The sequence below is a fragment of the Chryseobacterium subflavum genome (genome assembly GCF_055762745.1).
Map to the genome: position 1 here is coordinate 563,230 of NZ_JBVTMR010000002.1, position 18,085 is coordinate 581,314.

20 protein-coding genes are annotated in these 18,085 nt (G+C 35.8%); 6 read left to right on the forward strand and 14 right to left on the reverse strand.

Translation table 11 applies throughout. From position 1 onward, the window contains the following. Positions 1–146 precede the first annotated feature (146 nt). The 3 genes from AC0INN_RS11920 to AC0INN_RS11930 all read left to right on the forward strand — a co-directional run bounded on the left by AC0INN_RS11920 (position 147) and on the right by AC0INN_RS11930 (position 4,456). Positions 147–1,838, forward strand: a complete 1,692-nt coding sequence (locus tag AC0INN_RS11920) for a DUF6909 family protein (RefSeq protein WP_172282071.1) — start codon at positions 147–149, stop codon at positions 1,836–1,838. Positions 1,839–2,024: 186 nt separating this feature from the next. Continuing rightward, positions 2,025–2,495, forward strand: coding sequence for a DinB family protein (locus AC0INN_RS11925; RefSeq protein WP_273650382.1), 471 nt, complete (start codon positions 2,025–2,027; stop codon positions 2,493–2,495). Between the two features lie 116 nt (positions 2,496–2,611). Beyond that, a complete protein-coding gene (locus tag AC0INN_RS11930; protein WP_273650383.1) occupies positions 2,612–4,456 on the forward strand; it encodes a M1 family metallopeptidase in 1,845 nt (614 codons plus the stop codon). Between the two features lie 40 nt (positions 4,457–4,496). Here AC0INN_RS11930 and AC0INN_RS11935 read toward each other — a convergent pair whose 3' ends face one another. After that, positions 4,497–4,670 carry a bacteriocin-like protein gene (locus tag AC0INN_RS11935; RefSeq protein WP_172282075.1) on the reverse strand — a complete coding sequence of 58 codons (174 nt, stop codon included), beginning with the start codon at positions 4,668–4,670 and terminating at the stop codon, positions 4,497–4,499. Between the two features lie 223 nt (positions 4,671–4,893). On the opposite strand from AC0INN_RS11935, the gene AC0INN_RS11940 reads away from it, so the two are divergent. Genes AC0INN_RS11940 through AC0INN_RS11950 form a run of 3 tightly spaced genes read left to right on the forward strand, consistent with a single transcriptional unit; the run spans position 4,894 to position 7,185 of the window. Continuing rightward, the gene (locus AC0INN_RS11940) at positions 4,894–5,655 is read left to right on the forward strand and encodes a type III pantothenate kinase (RefSeq protein ID WP_172282076.1); all 762 of its coding nucleotides are present in this window, start codon (positions 4,894–4,896) and stop codon (positions 5,653–5,655) included. Then, a complete protein-coding gene (locus AC0INN_RS11945; protein ID WP_306613368.1) occupies positions 5,652–6,182 on the forward strand; it encodes a GNAT family N-acetyltransferase in 531 nt (176 codons plus the stop codon). Before AC0INN_RS11940 ends, AC0INN_RS11945 begins: the two co-directional genes overlap by 4 nt. A gap of 46 nt (positions 6,183–6,228) precedes the next feature. Continuing rightward, entirely contained in the window at positions 6,229–7,185 is a 957-nt protein-coding gene (locus AC0INN_RS11950; protein WP_306613370.1) for a hypothetical protein, read from the forward strand. A 2-nt stretch (positions 7,186–7,187) separates the two neighbouring features. On the opposite strand, the gene AC0INN_RS11955 is transcribed toward AC0INN_RS11950, so the two are convergent. From AC0INN_RS11955 to AC0INN_RS12015, 13 genes are all read right to left on the reverse strand, one after another. After that, positions 7,188–7,619, reverse strand: coding sequence for a nucleoside deaminase (locus tag AC0INN_RS11955; RefSeq protein ID WP_273650386.1), 432 nt, complete (start codon positions 7,617–7,619; stop codon positions 7,188–7,190). 4 nt (positions 7,620–7,623) lie between these two features. Then, positions 7,624–8,235, reverse strand: coding sequence for an energy transducer TonB (locus AC0INN_RS11960; protein WP_306613372.1), 612 nt, complete (start codon positions 8,233–8,235; stop codon positions 7,624–7,626). Next, positions 8,228–8,857, reverse strand: a complete 630-nt coding sequence (locus AC0INN_RS11965; protein ID WP_306613374.1) for an energy transducer TonB — start codon at positions 8,855–8,857, stop codon at positions 8,228–8,230. Before AC0INN_RS11965 ends, AC0INN_RS11960 begins: the two co-directional genes overlap by 8 nt. 56 nt (positions 8,858–8,913) lie before the next feature. Then, positions 8,914–9,834, reverse strand: coding sequence for a helix-turn-helix transcriptional regulator (locus AC0INN_RS11970; RefSeq protein WP_306613375.1), 921 nt, complete (start codon positions 9,832–9,834; stop codon positions 8,914–8,916). A gap of 272 nt (positions 9,835–10,106) precedes the next feature. Further along, positions 10,107–10,280, reverse strand: coding sequence for a hypothetical protein (locus tag AC0INN_RS11975; RefSeq protein ID WP_306613376.1), 174 nt, complete (start codon positions 10,278–10,280; stop codon positions 10,107–10,109). Positions 10,281–10,470: 190 nt separating this feature from the next. Beyond that, positions 10,471–11,028 carry a hypothetical protein gene (locus AC0INN_RS11980; RefSeq protein WP_306613378.1) on the reverse strand — a complete coding sequence of 186 codons (558 nt, stop codon included), beginning with the start codon at positions 11,026–11,028 and terminating at the stop codon, positions 10,471–10,473. A gap of 1 nt (position 11,029) precedes the next feature. Beyond that, complete coding sequence (locus AC0INN_RS11985; protein ID WP_306613379.1) at positions 11,030–11,713, reverse strand: hypothetical protein; 684 nt, start codon at positions 11,711–11,713, stop codon at positions 11,030–11,032. A gap of 67 nt (positions 11,714–11,780) precedes the next feature. Beyond that, the gene (locus AC0INN_RS11990; RefSeq protein WP_172282092.1) at positions 11,781–12,353 is read right to left on the reverse strand and encodes a DUF2589 domain-containing protein; all 573 of its coding nucleotides are present in this window, start codon (positions 12,351–12,353) and stop codon (positions 11,781–11,783) included. Between the two features lie 306 nt (positions 12,354–12,659). Then, positions 12,660–13,697, reverse strand: coding sequence for a patatin-like phospholipase family protein (locus AC0INN_RS11995; protein WP_273650390.1), 1,038 nt, complete (start codon positions 13,695–13,697; stop codon positions 12,660–12,662). A gap of 188 nt (positions 13,698–13,885) precedes the next feature. Then, entirely contained in the window at positions 13,886–14,386 is a 501-nt protein-coding gene (locus tag AC0INN_RS12000) for a M15 family metallopeptidase (protein WP_273650391.1), read from the reverse strand. A 186-nt stretch (positions 14,387–14,572) separates the two neighbouring features. After that, complete coding sequence (locus tag AC0INN_RS12005) at positions 14,573–15,187, reverse strand: YdeI/OmpD-associated family protein (protein ID WP_306613380.1); 615 nt, start codon at positions 15,185–15,187, stop codon at positions 14,573–14,575. Between the two features lie 7 nt (positions 15,188–15,194). After that, the gene (locus tag AC0INN_RS12010; protein WP_306613381.1) at positions 15,195–16,322 is read right to left on the reverse strand and encodes a serine hydrolase domain-containing protein; all 1,128 of its coding nucleotides are present in this window, start codon (positions 16,320–16,322) and stop codon (positions 15,195–15,197) included. An 83-nt stretch (positions 16,323–16,405) separates the two neighbouring features. Then, positions 16,406–17,947 (reverse strand): glycine--tRNA ligase, encoded by a 1,542-nt coding sequence (locus AC0INN_RS12015; RefSeq protein WP_273650394.1) that lies wholly within the window; start codon positions 17,945–17,947, stop codon positions 16,406–16,408. Between the last annotated feature and the right edge of the window lie 138 nt (positions 17,948–18,085).

Consider the following 18,085-nt stretch of genomic DNA (forward strand, 5'->3'; position numbering starts at 1 on the left):
AATGAAATCAAATATTTTATAACTCAAAGATATGAATACTTTACTATTATATAGGATACAAAAATGTATACAATTTAACCTCCTTGTTAAAAGATACTTAAAATGATTTGCAGTGTAATTTTGTATATTTGTGTGAAATTTATTTTATGACAAATTCTAGAGCAAGAGAAACAACAGAGGCTATTGAAAGACTATACATCTCTATGAGACATTTATTCTATAGAGGATTTTTCAAGCCAGGAGGTGTTTCGGGAGAAAGTATAAGAAGTTTGTTAAAAACAATCAATCCTGAAATTTATGGTACCATGAATGTTCCGAATAAACTGGAGCTTGATGGTTTGATGTATGTTTTAGACAGGCTTCCTGAAGGAATTGAGGAGTGTGCTTTTATTCATCTTACATCAGATGAGGGTTTTGATAAAGGTAGTTTCGAGCCTATTGTTCCCAAAAAGAGAAGAAGAAACTGTTATAGAATTGATGAACACCAAATGAATATTGAAGTTCTTTTGGGACGTTCAGAGATCTATGATATTCTTACTCACTTAACATTCTTATTTATAGAAGCGGATAAAATCCGTAATCTGGCATTTATTCAGGATGAAAACTGGAAGCCGACACGTGCCTTTAAAATTATTGAAGAGGTAGTAAAAGGAGAAAAGAAATTCAGCAGAAAAGAAAAGGAAGTTGCACTTATTCATCTTTCTTCTCTGATCGGAAGAACTTTTGAAGAAACATTAAAAGCGTATAATACTTTTGGAGATGATGAAAATCCTGACCGTTTATTCAAAATCATCTATAACTTAGGAAAGGTAAGTTTAGAAGATGCTAAGCAGAGCAGAGAAAGAGAAATCCACTTCAGTGCTATATTGAAAGAAAGAGTAGGGCATCATTATTTTGGAGAAAAATGGGCAAATAAAGTAAAAGAAGTTTTGTATGATAACGGGCTTCACATGCGTCCCTTACATATAATCTCAGCAAACATGCATTCTGTGAAAAATATGCTGTATGCTAATGATGCACTTAAGAAGAAAGACCATAAGGAAGTTGATTATAAACTGTATGGTGAAATTTCCGATAAGAAAGATCTTCGAGATAAAGTTTCAAAATATGCGGCAGACCAGGGACTTATATATATCGATGACAAGAGTGGTAGTAATATAGATGTTCAGATCATTGATCTAAGTAAAACTGATCTTAAAAATACTCCATTCGGACATATAAAATATTCAGGAGATGATGTAATCATGGTTTTTGATTATGCCTTCGGAGAACAGGCTTTTGAGGTAATGGATGAGCTTTTAAGGCCTTTCGAACACAAAGGGGAAGTCTATATGATGAAAGTAAAATCCGTATCCATTATGGGTAAAGCCGGAATTCTAAACGGAGGTAAGGGAGATATTATGATTCCTACTTCTCATATTTTTGAAGGAACAGCTGATAATTATCCTTTTGAAAATGCTTTAAAACTGGATGATTTTAAGGATGATGAATTGAAAGCGTTTGAGGGAGCTATGATTACGGTTTTAGGGACTTCGCTTCAGAACAGGGATATTTTATCTTATTTCATGAATACCTCCTGGAAAGCTATCGGTCTTGAAATGGAAGGGGCTCATTATCAAAAAGCCATACAGGTGGCATCAAAGATCAGACATCATATTGCACCGGACCTTTTTGTTTGTTATGCATATTATGCTTCGGATAATCCTTTAGAAACGGGAAGTACTCTTTCTTCAGGAGGTTTAGGACTTACAGGTGTAAAACCAACCTATCTCATTACCCTGAAAATTCTTGAAAAGATTTTACTAAGTGGAAAAAAAGAAGTTACTTCTAAAAAATAATCTACTTTAAATTATATAAGCCTCGAGTATAAAACTCGAGGTTTTCTATTTTTAAATACCAATGCCATTGATGTTTTTCACTAACAGCAAGTACACTACTTGTGGATCAAAAAATTGGATTATCTCCAAATCTGCAAGAACTGAGAACATGAAATTAATTAACTTTAAAAAAATAAAATGAAAAGCATGAGCTCAGCCATACAATTATCAAAAAGATTCAGAGAAGTTATGCTTGACGGTCTCTGGATCGCCAATACCAATTTTAAAGATCAGCTTTCTGATGTAACCTGGGAACAGGCGATAACAAAAATCGGTTCTTTGAATACGATCGCAATGCTGGCATTCCATATCGATTATTATATTGCTGGTGTCTTACAGGTTTTTGAAGGAGGAGTGCTTGAAATAAAAGATAAATTTAGTTTTGACTTACCGCCGGTAGAGTCTCAGGAGCAATGGGAGAAAATCCTTAATAAACTTTGGTCAGATTCGGAAAGATTTGCCGAGCTACTTGAACAAATGTCGGACAATAAGCTTAGTGAAGTTTTTGTAGACGAAAAATACGGAACTTATCAAAGAAATATAGATGGAATGATTGAGCATTGTTATTATCATTTAGGGCAAATCACTTTGATTAAAAAAATGATTACCTATCCATAAACTAAAGAACTCTGATTTTGTTATGAGATCCTTAGACAGCATCTCAAATTCCAAATAACTCCACTTTTTTGAGGGTTTTGGATAAAATACCTACCTTTAAAAAAAATAATTTTTAAATGAAAAAGTCGATTGCAATCATTTTTGCGTTTGTCATTTCACAATTTCATGCCCAGCAGAATCCTTATTATCAGCAGGCTGCGAAGTACAAGATGGATATTGATGTTAATGCAGAAAAATTTACTTACCAGGGAAATCAAACATTAGAATACACAAATAACTCGCCGGACGAGCTGAATGTAGTGTATTTCCACTTATACTGGAATGCTTTTAAACCTAATTCAATGATGGATCAAAGAGTAGCTAGTCAAGGTAAAAATGGTGATTCAAGATTGCAGAGAGGAGGAATTTCAAGACTGGCCTCGATTCCTAAGGATCAGGAAGGGGCGCAAAATATACACTGGATCAAGCAAAATGGCAAAGATCTTAAGTTTGAAATTCAGGAAACCATTATGAAGGTTTATCTGAATGAGCCTATTAAACCCAATTCCAAAACATCATTTACGATGGAGTGGGACGCTGTAATACCTCAACAAATCAGAAGAAGCGGAAGAAACAATGAAGAGGGAATTGATATGACCATGACCCAATGGTACCCGAAAATTTCTGAATATGACTATGACGGATGGGCAACTTTCGACTATATAGGGAGAGAATTTCATGCCCCGTTCTCTGATTTTGACGTTACTATTAAAATTGATAAAGATTATGTAGTAGGAGCCGGAGGAATTCTTCAAAACCCAGGTGAAGTGAAGGGTTATGATGCGAATGCGAAGATCAAGACAGAGAAAAATAAAAAGGCAAGCTGGAGGTGGACAGCTAAAAATATCCTGGACTTTGCCTGGAGTGCGGACAGAGACTATGTAGTTAATAGCTTTGATGTTCCTAATGGACCTAAAGTGTATCTGGTTTATCAAAAAAATGATAAAACCAAAGTCTGGGAACAGGCGCAACCTTATGTTACCAAATATTTTGAGATCATGAATTCTCATTTTGGAAAGTATGCTTATCCTACCTATGCCTTTATCCAGGGTGGTGATGGTGGAATGGAGTATGGAATGTGTACCATGATCTTAGGCGAATCAAAAGATATTGAAGACCTGATGGGGCTTATGACACATGAAGGTTCCCATTCTTGGTATCAACAAATGCTGGCGACCAACGAATCTATGAAACCATGGATGGATGAAGGATTTACCAGTTATGCTGAGGGATACGTAATGTATCAGTTGTTTCCACCTAAAGATAAGCTGCCTAATCCTTTTGTTGATAGGTTGACAGCTTACCGGAATTTTGTGAAAAAAGGAATTGAAGAACCAGCAGTATGGTTAGGAGATCACCATGACAATGGTACTTCCTATACTTATGCTTCCTATGTAAAAGGAGAATTATATCTTGTTGAGTTAGGGTATATTGTTGGAGAGGAAAATCTTGCCAAAATTTTGAAGGAATATTTTGACAACTGGAGTTTAAAGCATCCTTCAGACCGGGACTTTCTTCATATTGCACAGAAAGTATCCGGGATGGATTTAAAGTGGTTCCATCATTACTGGATCAATACAACCAAAACCATTGATTATGGGATTAAAGATGTAAAATATGATGCAAAATCCACAATGATTACATTGGTGAATAACGGACAGGTTCCAATGCCTGTTGATTTTAGTGTAATGACAAAAGATAAGAAAATTGTTACTTATCAGATTCCGACAAATCTTACTCGTACATGGAAACAGAAAGATGCATACGGAGATTTTAAGACCATGAATTACTGGCCATGGACACAAAAGGAATATACATTAACAATACCTTATTCTCAATCTCAGTTGCAGGTTTTGGGGATCGATTTCAGTCAGAGATTAGCTGACGTAAATATGGCAGATAACTTTGTTGAAGTAAAATAAAATAAAAAAGGAGTATGAAAATACTCCTTTTTTATTTGTCTTAATCGGGTGAGCATGCAGCGGGTATAATGCAGTTGGGAGTAGCACATGGGTTAGCAGGACATCTCGTTCCCGGACATATTGCCGGAACACTGCTTCCGGGAACTGGGCAGTTTACATTTCCCCCGTGGATTGTTTTAAGAGCATGCCTTGAAATTCTTTTGAAGTTTTTCATAGTAGTGGTTTTAAATGAGTTGATATTTCAAATGTACCTTAAAACCTACATGCCCGATAGAAGAATTGATAAGTGTCTTCTTTATTTTTATAAGTGTAGCGGCAGACTTAATAAATGAAATGATTTGCAAACACTGATTTTAAATTAATAGGTAGTTTCATAGAACTTTTCACCATAAAGCCTTATTTTTACACTCATTTTCAAACCCATTTAGTTAAAATAAATGAACTCTATTGTTATAAATATTGGAAACAGCAATATAAGATTTGGTCTTTTTGATGATGACAACTGTGATATTTCATGGGTGATTAATACAAAGCCTTACAGAACCGCTGATGAATTGTATGTCCAGATGCTGATGTTGTATCAGACCTATAAGATTGAACCGGGCGCAATACAAAATGTGATTATTGGTTCAGTAGTTCCTCAGCTTACTAAAGTAATGAGCTCTGCCATTAAAAAAATACACGGAATTTCCCCTGTTATTGTTGATAGAAATACTCCTTCCGGAGTTCAGGCAAAATCCAAACAAATGGGAACAGATATCTATGCTAATTTGGTAGCAGCACATAATATGTACCCTGGCCGTAAGAAGATTATTATAGATTTCGGTACCGCACTTACAGCAAGTTGTGTTACTGAGACCGGTGAAACGCTGGGTGTGATTATTGCGCCGGGAATTGTTACCTCGCTAAACTCTCTCATCAGCCAGACTGCCCAATTGCCGGAAATAGAACTTAAAAAACCAAAATCTGTTTTAGGGCTTGATACTGTAACCTGTATGCAGAGCGGAATGGTTTATGGTTTCCTGGGAATGGTGGAAGGATTTATAGATCGTATTAATGAAGAGGTGAATGATGATTGTTTCGTCATTGCGACCGGTGGTGTTTCTCATGTGTATAAGCCTTTAACCAATAAAATACATATTACGGACAGACTTCATACTTTAAAGGGACTTTATTTTTTAGGTAAAGATCAATCATGAAAAAATTTCCTGTAATAGAAACAAAAAGACTGATTCTTTCACAGCTGGAAGAAGGCGATATTCCTTTAATTGTCGAATATCTTCAGGATAAAGTTTTTTCAGAGCTCACCTCTAATATTCCTTATCCTTACACTGAAAAGGATGCTGAATTCTGGTTGAAAATTTCAAAAGAAGCTTTTGAAAATAAATCAGGGTTCACTTTTGCGATCCGAAATAAAGAACATAGGATTATTGGAGCTATAGGACTTCATGACAGAGGAGATGATAAAGCTGAATTGGGCTATTGGCTGGCTGTCCCGTTCTGGAATAAAGGATACGTAACAGAAGCGGCTTCTGCAGTGGTTGAGTATGGATTTAAAGAGCTTGGATTTAACAAGATTTTTGCCACTCATTTTTTCCACAATCCGTCATCCGGAAGGATTATGCAAAAAATAGGAATGGAGCAGGAGGCCATACTAAAACAGCATCTTAAAAAAGACGGGCAGTACTTTGACATTCCCGTGTATTCCATTTTTAGGAACAAATAGTTTTTCAATATCTTAGGTGTAGGTTTTAACTTCACCAACTTATACCATGAAAAAGCTGATTATCTTATTTCTGCTCACCAATGCTATCTTTTCTACTGCACAGACCAAAGTTTCCGGATCTTATCACGTAGATTCTGGAAATCCTGATGACGGAGGCTATAATTGGATACTTTTGGAAAACCACCGCTTTGTGATGGCTACATTTGGGCAGGTTATTCTTGGAACATGGAGTATGGATAATGATAGTATCATTTCTTTTATCCCTTCTACACCTAAATATCCTTTTGATGTGTACGGAAGATATGATGCTGGCCAAAAAGGAACTAAAGTTATGTTTGATAACTTTGAGAGGGATACCAAAATTTATATGGGAAATTCCGAACAGGGCATCCAGCCTGTGTTAAATGATGATGCTAACTGTTTTTCTTATCCAATGGTAAAAGAGTTTGGTAGTAATTTTAAAGATATTATCCTTTCTGTGGCATTGTTTGATCAGGCTAAAGACTTACACTATGTAGCAGAAAATAAAAGGTATAATAATTTTATTGTTATGTATTATTCATCTGCTGTAAGGCAAAAACCGTTTACGGCAAAATTTAAAGAAGGAAGATTATATTTCAGAAGTGAGGATCGCCCTTCTTCTCTCAAAAAAGATCTTCAGCCGGCAGAACTGAAAGAAATGGAGACGTTTATTAATGGAGGGGTGTCCGGCTTTTCAAAAGAATCTATCATCAGTAATCTGGCTTATAATATTGAGGCATATGGGCCTGGAGAAAGATCAATGCAGGAGGACTTTGATGAGGAGTCCTATCTTAATTACAACTATAACTACGATGCTTCCAAAGAGGTCTATACGGCAAAACACCCCGAGGGAGCGTCAGAAGATGATGAATACCATAATCTTGATACAATGTATAAGTATCATAGAATGGAACTTAAACCACAACAAAAATCATATAAGAAAATTGAAAAGAGTATTTTTAGTATAACCTGTAAGGATTAATCTTATCTCTTTGATCTGAAAAACTCTTTAACGATTGCCGAACATTCGTGTTCCATAATTCCTGTAACCACTTCAGTTTTGGGGTGGAGGCTGAGGTGTTTATTGATAAAGCCTCTTTGCTCGTCTCTTGCGCCAATAACTACCTTGGATATTTGTGACCAGGCCAGTGCCCCTGAACACATGACACAAGGCTCTAAAGTAACATACAGTGTGCAATTGATCAGGTATTTTCCTCCTAAAAAATTTGCTGCAGACGTAATCGCCTGCATTTCTGCATGAGCCGTTACATCATTAAGGGTTTCGGTTAAATTATGTGCCCTTGCAATAACACGGTTATTGGAAACGACTACACAGCCGATCGGAACCTCATCTTTTTCGAAAGCCAGCTCTGCTTCCTGGAAAGCCATCTTCATAAAGTATTCGTCAGTAAACATATAATTAAAATTGAATTGTTAGGGGAAGACGCATCCTGTATCTTACAGTGTAACCATCAATCCTTGCTGGTTCCCATGTGCCATCAGACAAATATACCGCAAGTTCAGCTTGTTTATTAAAATCCTCGTTATCACCGACTCCTTTTACTTCAACAATGGACCCATCTTTGTCAATAATAAAATTTACTATACAACTGATTTTTCCATCCGCATTAATAGTGCCAGCATAAAAATTATCTAAAATTTCCTGTTTAAACTGATTGATTCCTTTAGAATATTCTGCCACAATCTCTCCCTTTTCGTCTAACTTTTTAACAGAAGGGATATCAGATTTATGAGTAGATTCATAAAGTTTAATCCTCGTAAGCTCCTCTAAATACTCATTATTTCTTTTAAGTTCTAAGACTGAAATAGCAGCATTCTTTTTTACTATAAATTCATTCAACTGCTTCTTAGATAGTTTTTGGATAATAGAACTTTCGGATGCATTTTCTATTTTTTCAAATTCAGAAGCGTATTTATTTTTAATTATTCGAAGTCCTTCCGTCTGCTGAGAATAATAAAAAGAGAATAATAAAATTAGATAAAAAGTACAGTACTTCTTCACGTTATTCAATAGTCATAGTTAGTGGAAGTTTAAAACGATATCTAACGGGATCACCGTTGATGATTGCTGGAGAAAATTTTTCTGAAAGAGAATACAATGCAATCTGAGCCTGGCGATTAAAAGTGAAATTATCGCCCTGTGCTTCTACATTGCTGATAGTGCCATCCTTCTCCACGATAAAAGCAACATTGGCTTTTACTGTTTTCTCTTCTGAGAAAACTCCATCAATATAGAACAAATGGGCGACCTCTTGCCTCAGAGCATTAATACCGCCGGGATAATCTGCTGATTTGTCTGTAATGGGAAAGATTTCCGGAGCCTTTTCGGGGGGTGCCATTCTGTTTTCCAACCGGATTCTGCTGAGGTCTTCAGTATTTTTTACTCTTAATAGAGCTCCGATTAACGCAACATTTTCTATACTATCCATTTTTTTCATAAAAAAAATAAAATCCTGCTTAATGGCTGCTTTTTGAAAATTACCGGTTTCAGCATCAAACTTTTTTCTGAACTCAGTGTTCAGCATACTGCGATGCTGATTATAATAGTTTTTTACCTGCTTAAACTCTTCCCGTTGCTGAGAGAAGAATGTTGCAGAACAAAAACAGCATAATAACAGTAAAAAAGATTTCAAATTGTGGATATTTATGTAAAAATAGTCAAAAAAACTTAATTCAAAATGAACCTTTATTAGTCTTCCAGATAGCTGTTTAATGATTCTTTCAGATGATTGCGGATTTCATCAACTAAAGATTTAGGTTCAAGGACTTTTACCTCTTTTCCGTAAGAAAGGATTTCCTGCATAAAATCATAAGTAGGATGCAAAAAGAACTCAAAGTATATATCTTCAGGAGTTTCTTTAATCTCATTTTGAGATTGGTGAAGCGGAAAACTTTTGATATATTCTCCCTGATGACGTGAGCATTTCAATGTAATTTTCTGAGGTTTTTGTTCTGTTAAATTCATAACCCCGAATGCATTTTTAAAATATTCGCGGAAGTTATAACGATATTTTTCCCGGAATTTGGTCTTACTTACATCCAGATAATTGATCCGGTCGAGTCCAAACGATTTAAGTGCTTTATCATTGGTATCTATAGCAATGAGATACCATCTGCCTTTAGATTCTTTTAATGCTAAAGGGTGTGCCTTTCTTGATGTCATGACTTTATTTTTATAATTGTAATGTTCAAAAGAAACGACACGTTTATTACGAATGGCAAAGAAAAGATCATAGAAATGCTCTACACCCGTTGGTTTTCGGGATTCAAAAAAGATGTATCCTGAAAAATCCGGATGAACATTTAAAGCATTACTTACCTGAAAGGATTCCAGGAGTTTCTGGTTATACTCATCCACTTCCATCGTGGGACGGCTTTCTATATAATAACGGTTATCACCTTTCTTCTTATTATGGATAGAAAGGTTAAAAAGATCAGATATCTCACGGATATCCCTCTGAAGAGTACGGATGGAGTAACTCTTAATATCAGCGTCCTGAAATTCAAAAGAATTTAAAAGATAGTCTTCCAGCTGAGAATAGGTCGCAGGAGCACTTTCTAATTTTTTAATAATCAGAGCATATCTTGTTAAGTAAAAATCTTTTTTCATTCGGGTTAATTTTATTTAAAGCTTTCCAGTCAGTTATTTCAAATGGAACGCAAGCGTTTCACGGTTAAAGTTTTATAATACAAATATATGCTCTTAATGCGACAAAATATGTCGTATTTTTGTTTTTTTTAAATGAGTTTCTGTAATCATTTCTTTCTGAACGCTAAAAAGGTAAAAAGTTCCGGCTATCCAATAATGATGATTGGTGTTTAAAAGGTATTATGGAGCTGTGAGATTATCAGATAGCAACGGAACTTCATAACTAACAAGGTTTATAAATAAATATCGTCTTCGAGGTTCTCATTCTCAAAATCTTCTTTGAAAAAGAGCTCAATATCATTGAGATAGTTTTCATAATCTATCTCCACATTTTCGATGTCACTCCACTCTATAGTGTAGAGATCGGTATCAAAAATTATATCTGGATTGTGATTTTGTGTTTCCATGTCGTGTGTTTTAAAGATTGAACATATTTTAGGCTGTTCAGCATTAATTAATGTTGAATTCAATGGCTTTTGAAAGTTTTTAAAGATTGTTTTTTTGTGCCTTGGTCTATGATTCAAAAGTAGAAAGAGGGGACGACAAAACTTGACGTATTAAAAAAAATAACTCAAAAGAATTGAGCTATTTTTTAGATTAGGAGAAATCTTCAAGATCTATTTCATCGGCAATCAGCATACTAATGTCCATTTCTGAAAGCATTGATTTAAGTTTGATTCCTCCGGGTTTTAGGTCCGCATCGGAAAGGATATACCACCACACTTTTTGAACAAAATCATTGAAGTCTATTTCCTTGGTATACTGCAGTCCTTTTTTTTGTGCTGTTATGGTAAGTATCTGTTTTGTGATATCCCTGCAATCATTCATTTTCCCTTCGTGAGGTGCTAAAACCTGAATTACACAGTTTTGTGCATCATACAGAAGGTTGGCTGCAATTTTTATCTGGTTTTTCTTTGTGTTAAAACCTCTTTCATCACTGTATTTAGCTGCCAGGATTTTACTTCTGAATCCTGCAATTTCAGAAACCTCACTGATATTATTATGGGAAAAAATCTCTTCTACAGACTTTAGCCATGATAATGTTTTTTCAATAAAGAAAGGTTCCTTTTTTTCTAATGCAGTAACGATCAAAGGAAACTCCTGAAGATTATCCTTTAACTGGGAAACCAGAATGAATTGTGATTTCTTTACCATATTATTCAGGAATTAAGGTTTCTATAATATTTCCGTTAATGTCTTCATACCTGGACCATTCCATACCAGCCTCACTTACGCTCATTTTAGCATAGATCAGGCATTTGGCATCCAGTTCCATCAGTCTACTTGCTTCCACAATAATTTCGTAATCGTCGATCTTTTCTATGATTTTCCTTGCTTCCCGAACAACTCTGTTCAGGATACTCTGCTGGAAAAACTGAGGGTCTGTTTGCCTCCAGCTGAAATTGGGCAACGATTGACAGAATTCCAGTGTATATTTGGGAATTGGATCAAAATATTGTATTTGTGAATCGGTAATGATAGAAGTATTATCGTCTTGTATTTTTTTGATAGCATCATTATAATAAACTTCAAGATCCACCAGAAAAGCCCTTAGGCTTTGATCGCTTTTAATATCGGAAGGATTGTAATTGGTCTTAGCTATTTTAATAATCTCGTCGTAAGCAAAATCTCTAAAGGCCATGATGGGTGAATTGCCTGCCGTAGCGAAAGGTATTGTAAGATCCACAGTTCCGACTTTCATTCTTGGAATGGAAAAATGTTTCAGTAGGTCGTCTTGTGCGTATTCTTTTGCAATCTGTACTGTTTTGAGGTCTGCCATTTTTCTGGCAGAAGCAATTTCAGAAACAATTCCTCCCAAATATTCATTCAATTTTGGCATAATAAGTTTTTTATATTTAAAAGTTTAAAAGAGATGGCTGCCCGGGCAGCCATCTGAATAAATGAGATTAAGCAGTTGGTGCAGCAGCATTAGCTACAATAGCATCTTCCAGCATATCCATAATCTTTGCAAGACCGGCGGGTAGTTCATCATTTACAGCTTTTACATGTACTCCCAACGTATATGTTTTTTCTGTGGTAGAAGTACTTGAAGTGGTCTTCTTATAAGCAGCTGAAGCGTTGAATTTTACTTTCCAGATTTTTGCACTTATGGATGCACTTCCGGAAAACTCACTTGAAGCAGACTGTGTTTCTACTGAATTTAATTTTGCGTTAAAATCAATGGTCATTTCATCGATTCTCAAAGCCGGAATCGTAAGCATGGAAAGAAAAGGCACCTGTAAGGTAACTTCAGACTGTGTCACCGTATCATTTGCACCAGGTACGGATTTCTTATATTTGAAATCTACATATCTTAGCTCTTTTGCTTTAGGGTGTCCTTCCGGATAGAACCCGACTTCTTTGATGAAATCCACTTGTGAAATAGAGGCATCATGTTGAGCTTTAATGGCTGCTTGCATCGGTCCTCCGATATAAACACTGAAATCCAAACTGTTTAATTCTTGTACTAAATTTGCCATAATTTAAAATTGTTAAGGTTATTAATTGGTTAATAATATATAGTAGTGCTAGCAGACTAATATTCTATAGGTAATACATATCCTGGCTCAGTTTTCATAAACTGAAACTAAAAACGGATTAAAATTAATAGGGATATTTTAGGGGTGAAGCAGGTTGTTTGCTTGGTTTCCCTGGTTATTTTGTTATTTCAAAGATAATTAGTTGTGGCGTCAAAACTCGTCGTGTTATAAAATATTTCTGTTGAGAACAAATATTTATCTATATAAGCTTTAAAGCTTATTATCACATCATATAAGCTTAAAAGCTTATATTTTGTTTTTAATGAGCTTCTGTACAATTTGATTTAATGTTTCTCTGTTATCATCAATATAGCTCAATCCAGCCTGGATCAGATTTTCAATATTCGAACGTCTTACGTTATCCATAGCCGGAGATGCATTCTTTAATGAAGGATTGATACGATAATAATTTTTTTGATTTCTTAACCCTAATGTCTGAAACATCTGACATAACTGATAATCTACGGTTTCTGCATTCGCAGACATCAGAATGTCAATTATAGGAGTTACCCAGCCGATTTTTCCTGCTTTTTCCAGTTTTTTGAAAGAATAACTTCGGGATTCAATCCCGGTCCCTATTGATACGATAATCATATCATTAACAGTGGGATGGTTGGCTTTCTGGTGATTTTTCAATACTTCGGCAAAAGGAATTTTTCTTGCTTCGGCATACGCACAAAGTGCAGGATTGTTGGCGAACATCCCTCCGTCAATAAGGCTGAAAAGCTGTCCGTACATCGATTTTATCTGGACCGGACTAAAATAGGTGGGTGCCGCCGAAGTTGCCCTGCAAACATCTTTTACATAAAAATTATCAGTACTTAGGCTGGCTTCCCATGAATTAAAAAGTTTAGCTCTTCTGTTTTCTATATCATAGCTGGTAATTAAGCATGGTTTTATCAATTCCTTTAATTCAAGATGTCCAAAAAAATCATTCAGATTTTTCTCAAGTGCTTCCTGAGAAATCTTCTCATTAATCAATCCAAAAGGGTTTACAAGTTTCTCCCAAAAAGAAACCTGGAATATGTTACCCCCCTTTTCAGCATACAGCTCTAACCCCTTTTGAATAGAGTATTTGGCTTTTCGATGTTCATCGGGACATAAAATAATTGAAGCGATTAGTCCTCCCGTGCTGCTTCCTGCTACCAAATCAAAATAATCTCCAAGTTTTGCATTGGGCTTATCATAATATTGGAGCTGCTCTTCTATATAGCGTAAAATAATACAGGTGATAATGCCTCTTATTCCGCCGCCGTCTAAAGAAAGAATGGTTGTCTTTTTCATTTGTTGATATTAATTGTTAATAGAACACTTACAATCTTTAATATTCAAAACCATGGGTCATTCTTCGGGATAAAACAATTTTTTTTATCATGCAGACTTTGTTTGCTTTTGTTGTTTTCTTGTAAAGTAAAGATAGGCGGAGAAAGCGACAGAACTTGTCGTATTATAATTATTTTCAATAAAAAAGATTAAAAAATAATATATCCGGCTTTGTCCCTTGCCATTTTAGAAAGGGTTTTCCAGGTGGTTTTTACAAGCCCTTTTTGGGTTGGAAAATTCTTTTTTTCGAAGTGAGGAAGGTCTTTAAACGTTTTCCAGTTTCCTCCCCAATCCCAGCCGTGCTTCGCGAAAATTTTGACACATTCATACCAGTCTGCTACTCCGTCATTATCCCAGTCTTTTGCAGTGTCCCAGCTTGCTGTTTTCCCATCTATCATCAAACAAATATCCACCGCCAAACCATAATTGTGGATGCTTTGTCCGGCTTTGGCATTGGTCACTTTTTTTCCGGAGGTAATTCGTCCTATTGCATAGAGCTTTTCCTGTTCTTCAAAGGACCGTAAACCTTGCGTAATTCTTACTTTTGCTCTTCCGGTGAGGGCTTCGTCACATTCTTTAATGATTTGCTTTACTTCCGCTCTTACCAGAGGGTGAAGTTTTTCTATTCTTTCTAAGGTCACTTTATCCATAATTACAAAATTTAGTCTTTTTAGAAAACAAAAGTAGATATGGATAGCGCCAAAACTTGACGTATATTAGAATGAATTCAACGGGTGTGGAATTAAGTTTTGCAATACAGTTTATAGCCTGTTTCCATCTCTGCCTGTGACTGAGAGATGATTTTTTAGATGCGTAAATAGATAAAAGATAATGATTTAGGATTTTTTCTCATATTTCCAATTTCTTCCTTTACCTTCTTCTATCCATTCAAGAGCTTGTTCTATCCTTTTATTTCTTGTAGCTTCAGTTTTTGCTTCGGTAATCCAATTGATATACTCTTTTCTAAAAGATGGAGATTTTGATTCAAATACTTTTAAAGCATTTTTATTTTGCTGTAAAGCTTTATTGAAATAATCGGGAATTTCAGTTTCTGTTTTTGTTGGAAGTGCTTTTTTCATGGTTACTCCCATATCTGTTAGTTCCATAGCCTCAAGAATGGCTTTTTTCAAGAGAGCTTTTGAAGGGAGTTCTTCTATTTTAGTAATCTTACCTAAGCTAAACATCGAAGTTTTCTCAGCTGTCGTTTCCAGTTCTGCAATGGTTTTCATTTCCCCGTGAAGCCAAAATCCAAGGCTGCAATATTGTTTGAATGAAGTAATGGAACAAAGTATTTTGCCTTTGTACATAAAAGAAGGAAATTTCCATTTGATCGCCTCTTCTGCATCAGGGCAAAACTCATGAACCGTTTCCCGAAGGTAGCGTAAGATGGGTTTTGCAAAATCGGGGGATTTTTCGATATATTCATCAACCTGTGCGCTGTATTTTTTCATGATCCTTTTAATTAAATAATTTTACGGTTTCGTTCACAAGAAATCTTACCTGGTCTGGTCTTCCTCTGTCATTTTTAGGAGAATTCTCATAGCTTCCTGTTCTTACAATAACCATGTTGTGATCTGGTACCATAATGATATACTGACCTTGAAGTCCAAGAAAATAATAATGTTTAACAGGATTGTCATGATTAATCCAGAGCCCCATCCCATAGATGTCTTCGGATTTTTTTGTAGGGGTTCTCATCAGCTCAATAAAATCAGAATTAAGAACCTCGATACCATCTACCTTGCCATCATCCAGGAATAGCTGTCCGAGCTTTGCAAAATCCCTGGAATTGGAATGAATACAGCAATATGTCTTTTCCATTCGGCTATTATCCACACTCCATTCGGCATTTTGTTCCATGCCTAAAGGAGTCCAGAATTTTTCAGATAAGTAGCTTGCGAGTGTTTGGTTTATTGATTTCTTTATGGCAAATCCCAATAGCTGAGTAGAACCACTTTGATACTCAAACCGTGTCCCGGGTTCTGCTTTAAATCTTTTTGAAAAAGTAGCTTTTAAGAGACTCCTTCCGTAATAGGCTTTTGCATTAGGGCGAAAAGGATTTTTATAATCTTCGTCCCAATCCAGGCCAGATTCCATTTGGGCCAGGTTTTTAAGAGTTAGCTGATTACCTAATTCCTTGTTTTTGAAATCTTCGAAAAAGCTGGAGAATTTTTCGTCAATACTTTTTATTTTACCTTCTTCAAGAGCCTTTCCCAGGAGCATTACAGTCACTGCTTTTGCCATAGAAAAAGAATTCGTTTTAGAAAGCTGGTTATAGCCATTCCAGTACTGCTCATGAAGCAATTTTCCATTTTTAATCACTAAAAAAGAGGCTGTATTGGAGTGGATGAGGTTTTCAACGATTGTTTTAGGTAAAGTACTTTTGTTATAAGCAGGATCTTCTTCCCAAAGCTTTGGAGACTCTGTGGAAATAATATTGCTGGGAAACAGTTTTCCGTCGTCAATGTTGGCACTTGATTTACCTTTCAGATAAGTTTTGGCAATTCCACTGAATAAATAATCATATCCGAAAAGGTAAGCAAAAGCTACACCTGCAGCAGCTCCGCCGATAATATATTTTAGCATTTGTTTAAGATCTGTCTTAAACAAATTTAAAATAAATTAGGGGATAGCAATAAAAAAAGCCCTGAAAAATCAGGGCTCTGTATTTATATTTTAGAAAGTAAATTTCTGAAGTTGGTTTTTTCATCAATGATCCTTCTCAGGTCTGCTACAGGAACTCTTTCCTGTTTCATTGTATCCCTGTCTCTGATGGTTACCGTATGATCCGTAAGAGAATCGTGATCTATTGTTATACAATAAGGAGTACCAATAGCGTCCTGTCTTCTGTATCGTTTTCCGATCGCATCTTTCTCTTCGTAGAATAGATTGAAATCGTATTTCAGATCATTGAATATATTTTCTGCATATTCAGCCAATCCATCTTTCTTCATTAATGGCAAGATAGCAGCTTTGATAGGCGCCAACGCAGGAGGTAGAGATAATACCGTTCTTTCCGAACCGTCTTCCAATACTTCATCTTTAAGGCAGTGAGAGAAGATTGAAAGGAACAACCTGTCTAAACCAACTGAAGTTTCCACAACATAAGGAACATAGTTTTCATTTCTTTCAGGATCGAAGAACTGAAGCTTTCTTCCTGAATACTCTTCGTGGGCTTTGAGGTCGAAATCGGTTCTTGAGTGAATACCTTCCAGTTCTTTGAAACCAAAAGGGAAATTAAATTCGATATCTGCTGCAGCGTTCGCGTAATGCGCTAATTTTTCATGATCATGAAATCTGTAATTTTCATCACCTAAACCTAGGGCACGGTGCCAATTCAGACGTTTTTGCTTCCATTGTTCGTAGAATTCGAGTTCAGTTCCCGGTGCTACAAAAAATTGCATCTCCATTTGTTCGAATTCACGCATTCTGAAAATAAACTGTCTTGCCACAATCTCATTTCTGAAGGCTTTTCCGATCTGGGCAATACCAAAAGGAAGTTTATGACGTGATGTTTTTTGTACGTTTAAGAAGTTAACGAAAATACCCTGAGCTGTTTCTGGTCTAAGATAAAGATCCATTGCAGAATCTGCAGAAGCTCCCAGTTTTGTTCCGAACATCAGGTTGAATTGTCTTACTTCCGTCCAGTTTTTGGAACCTGTATCAGGATCTGCAATTTCAAGCTCTTCAATTAAAGCTTTTACATCAGCAAGATCTTCATTTTCAAGGGACTTTGCCAACCTGGAAAGAATTGCCTCTCTTTTTGCCCTGTACTCTAGAATTTTTGGATTTGTAGCAACAAATTGATCTTTATCAAAAGCATCACCAAATCTTTTCGCTGCCTTTTCAATTTCTTTGTTCTCTTTATCTTCAATTTTAGCACAATAATCTTCAACCAAAACATCTGCTCTGAAACGTTTCTTAGAATCCTTGTTGTCAATCAACGGATCATTAAATGCATCCACGTGGCCCGAAGCTTTCCAAGTAGTAGGGTGCATCAGGATAGCTGAATCAATACCTACAATATTTTCGTTAAGCTGTACCATCGCTTTCCACCAATATTGTTTGATATTATTTTTCAGTTCAGCTCCGTTCTGCCCATAATCATAAACAGCGGATAAACCGTCATAGATCTCACTGGAAGGGAAAATAAAACCATATTCTTTAGCGTGAGAAATCACTTTCTTGAAAACATCTTCTTGCTTTGCCATAATTTTTTTACGTCTGATTTGCAAAAATATGAATTTGGATTCCAAAATCATGAAATTCAACAAAAAAAGCGGCTAAAAAAGAAATTTTCTTTCTCTTTTGATTTTTAGCGAACTAAGAATCTATCTTTTTGGAAAGAA

What these genes read in the sequence shown, in the direction of transcription:
- AC0INN_RS11920 (WP_172282071.1), top strand. Translation starts at nt 147, where the DNA reads ATGACAAATTCTAGAGCAAGAGAAACAACAGAGGCTATTGAAAGACTA.
- AC0INN_RS11925 (WP_273650382.1), top strand. Translation starts at nt 2,025, where the DNA reads ATGAGCTCAGCCATACAATTATCAAAAAGATTCAGAGAAGTTATGCTT.
- AC0INN_RS11930 (WP_273650383.1), top strand. Translation starts at nt 2,612, where the DNA reads ATGAAAAAGTCGATTGCAATCATTTTTGCGTTTGTCATTTCACAATTT.
- AC0INN_RS11935 (WP_172282075.1), bottom strand. Translation starts at nt 4,670, where the DNA reads ATGAAAAACTTCAAAAGAATTTCAAGGCATGCTCTTAAAACAATCCAC.
- AC0INN_RS11940 (WP_172282076.1), top strand. Translation starts at nt 4,894, where the DNA reads ATGAACTCTATTGTTATAAATATTGGAAACAGCAATATAAGATTTGGT.
- AC0INN_RS11945 (WP_306613368.1), top strand. Translation starts at nt 5,652, where the DNA reads ATGAAAAAATTTCCTGTAATAGAAACAAAAAGACTGATTCTTTCACAG.
- AC0INN_RS11950 (WP_306613370.1), top strand. Translation starts at nt 6,229, where the DNA reads ATGAAAAAGCTGATTATCTTATTTCTGCTCACCAATGCTATCTTTTCT.
- AC0INN_RS11955 (WP_273650386.1), bottom strand. Translation starts at nt 7,619, where the DNA reads ATGTTTACTGACGAATACTTTATGAAGATGGCTTTCCAGGAAGCAGAG.
- AC0INN_RS11970 (WP_306613375.1), bottom strand. Translation starts at nt 9,834, where the DNA reads ATGAAAAAAGATTTTTACTTAACAAGATATGCTCTGATTATTAAAAAA.
- AC0INN_RS11975 (WP_306613376.1), bottom strand. Translation starts at nt 10,280, where the DNA reads ATGGAAACACAAAATCACAATCCAGATATAATTTTTGATACCGATCTC.
- AC0INN_RS11980 (WP_306613378.1), bottom strand. Translation starts at nt 11,028, where the DNA reads ATGGTAAAGAAATCACAATTCATTCTGGTTTCCCAGTTAAAGGATAAT.
- AC0INN_RS11985 (WP_306613379.1), bottom strand. Translation starts at nt 11,713, where the DNA reads ATGCCAAAATTGAATGAATATTTGGGAGGAATTGTTTCTGAAATTGCT.
- AC0INN_RS11990 (WP_172282092.1), bottom strand. Translation starts at nt 12,353, where the DNA reads ATGGCAAATTTAGTACAAGAATTAAACAGTTTGGATTTCAGTGTTTAT.
- AC0INN_RS11995 (WP_273650390.1), bottom strand. Translation starts at nt 13,697, where the DNA reads ATGAAAAAGACAACCATTCTTTCTTTAGACGGCGGCGGAATAAGAGGC.
- AC0INN_RS12000 (WP_273650391.1), bottom strand. Translation starts at nt 14,386, where the DNA reads ATGGATAAAGTGACCTTAGAAAGAATAGAAAAACTTCACCCTCTGGTA.
- AC0INN_RS12005 (WP_306613380.1), bottom strand. Translation starts at nt 15,187, where the DNA reads ATGAAAAAATACAGCGCACAGGTTGATGAATATATCGAAAAATCCCCC.
- AC0INN_RS12010 (WP_306613381.1), bottom strand. Translation starts at nt 16,322, where the DNA reads ATGCTAAAATATATTATCGGCGGAGCTGCTGCAGGTGTAGCTTTTGCT.
- AC0INN_RS12015 (WP_273650394.1), bottom strand. Translation starts at nt 17,947, where the DNA reads ATGGCAAAGCAAGAAGATGTTTTCAAGAAAGTGATTTCTCACGCTAAA.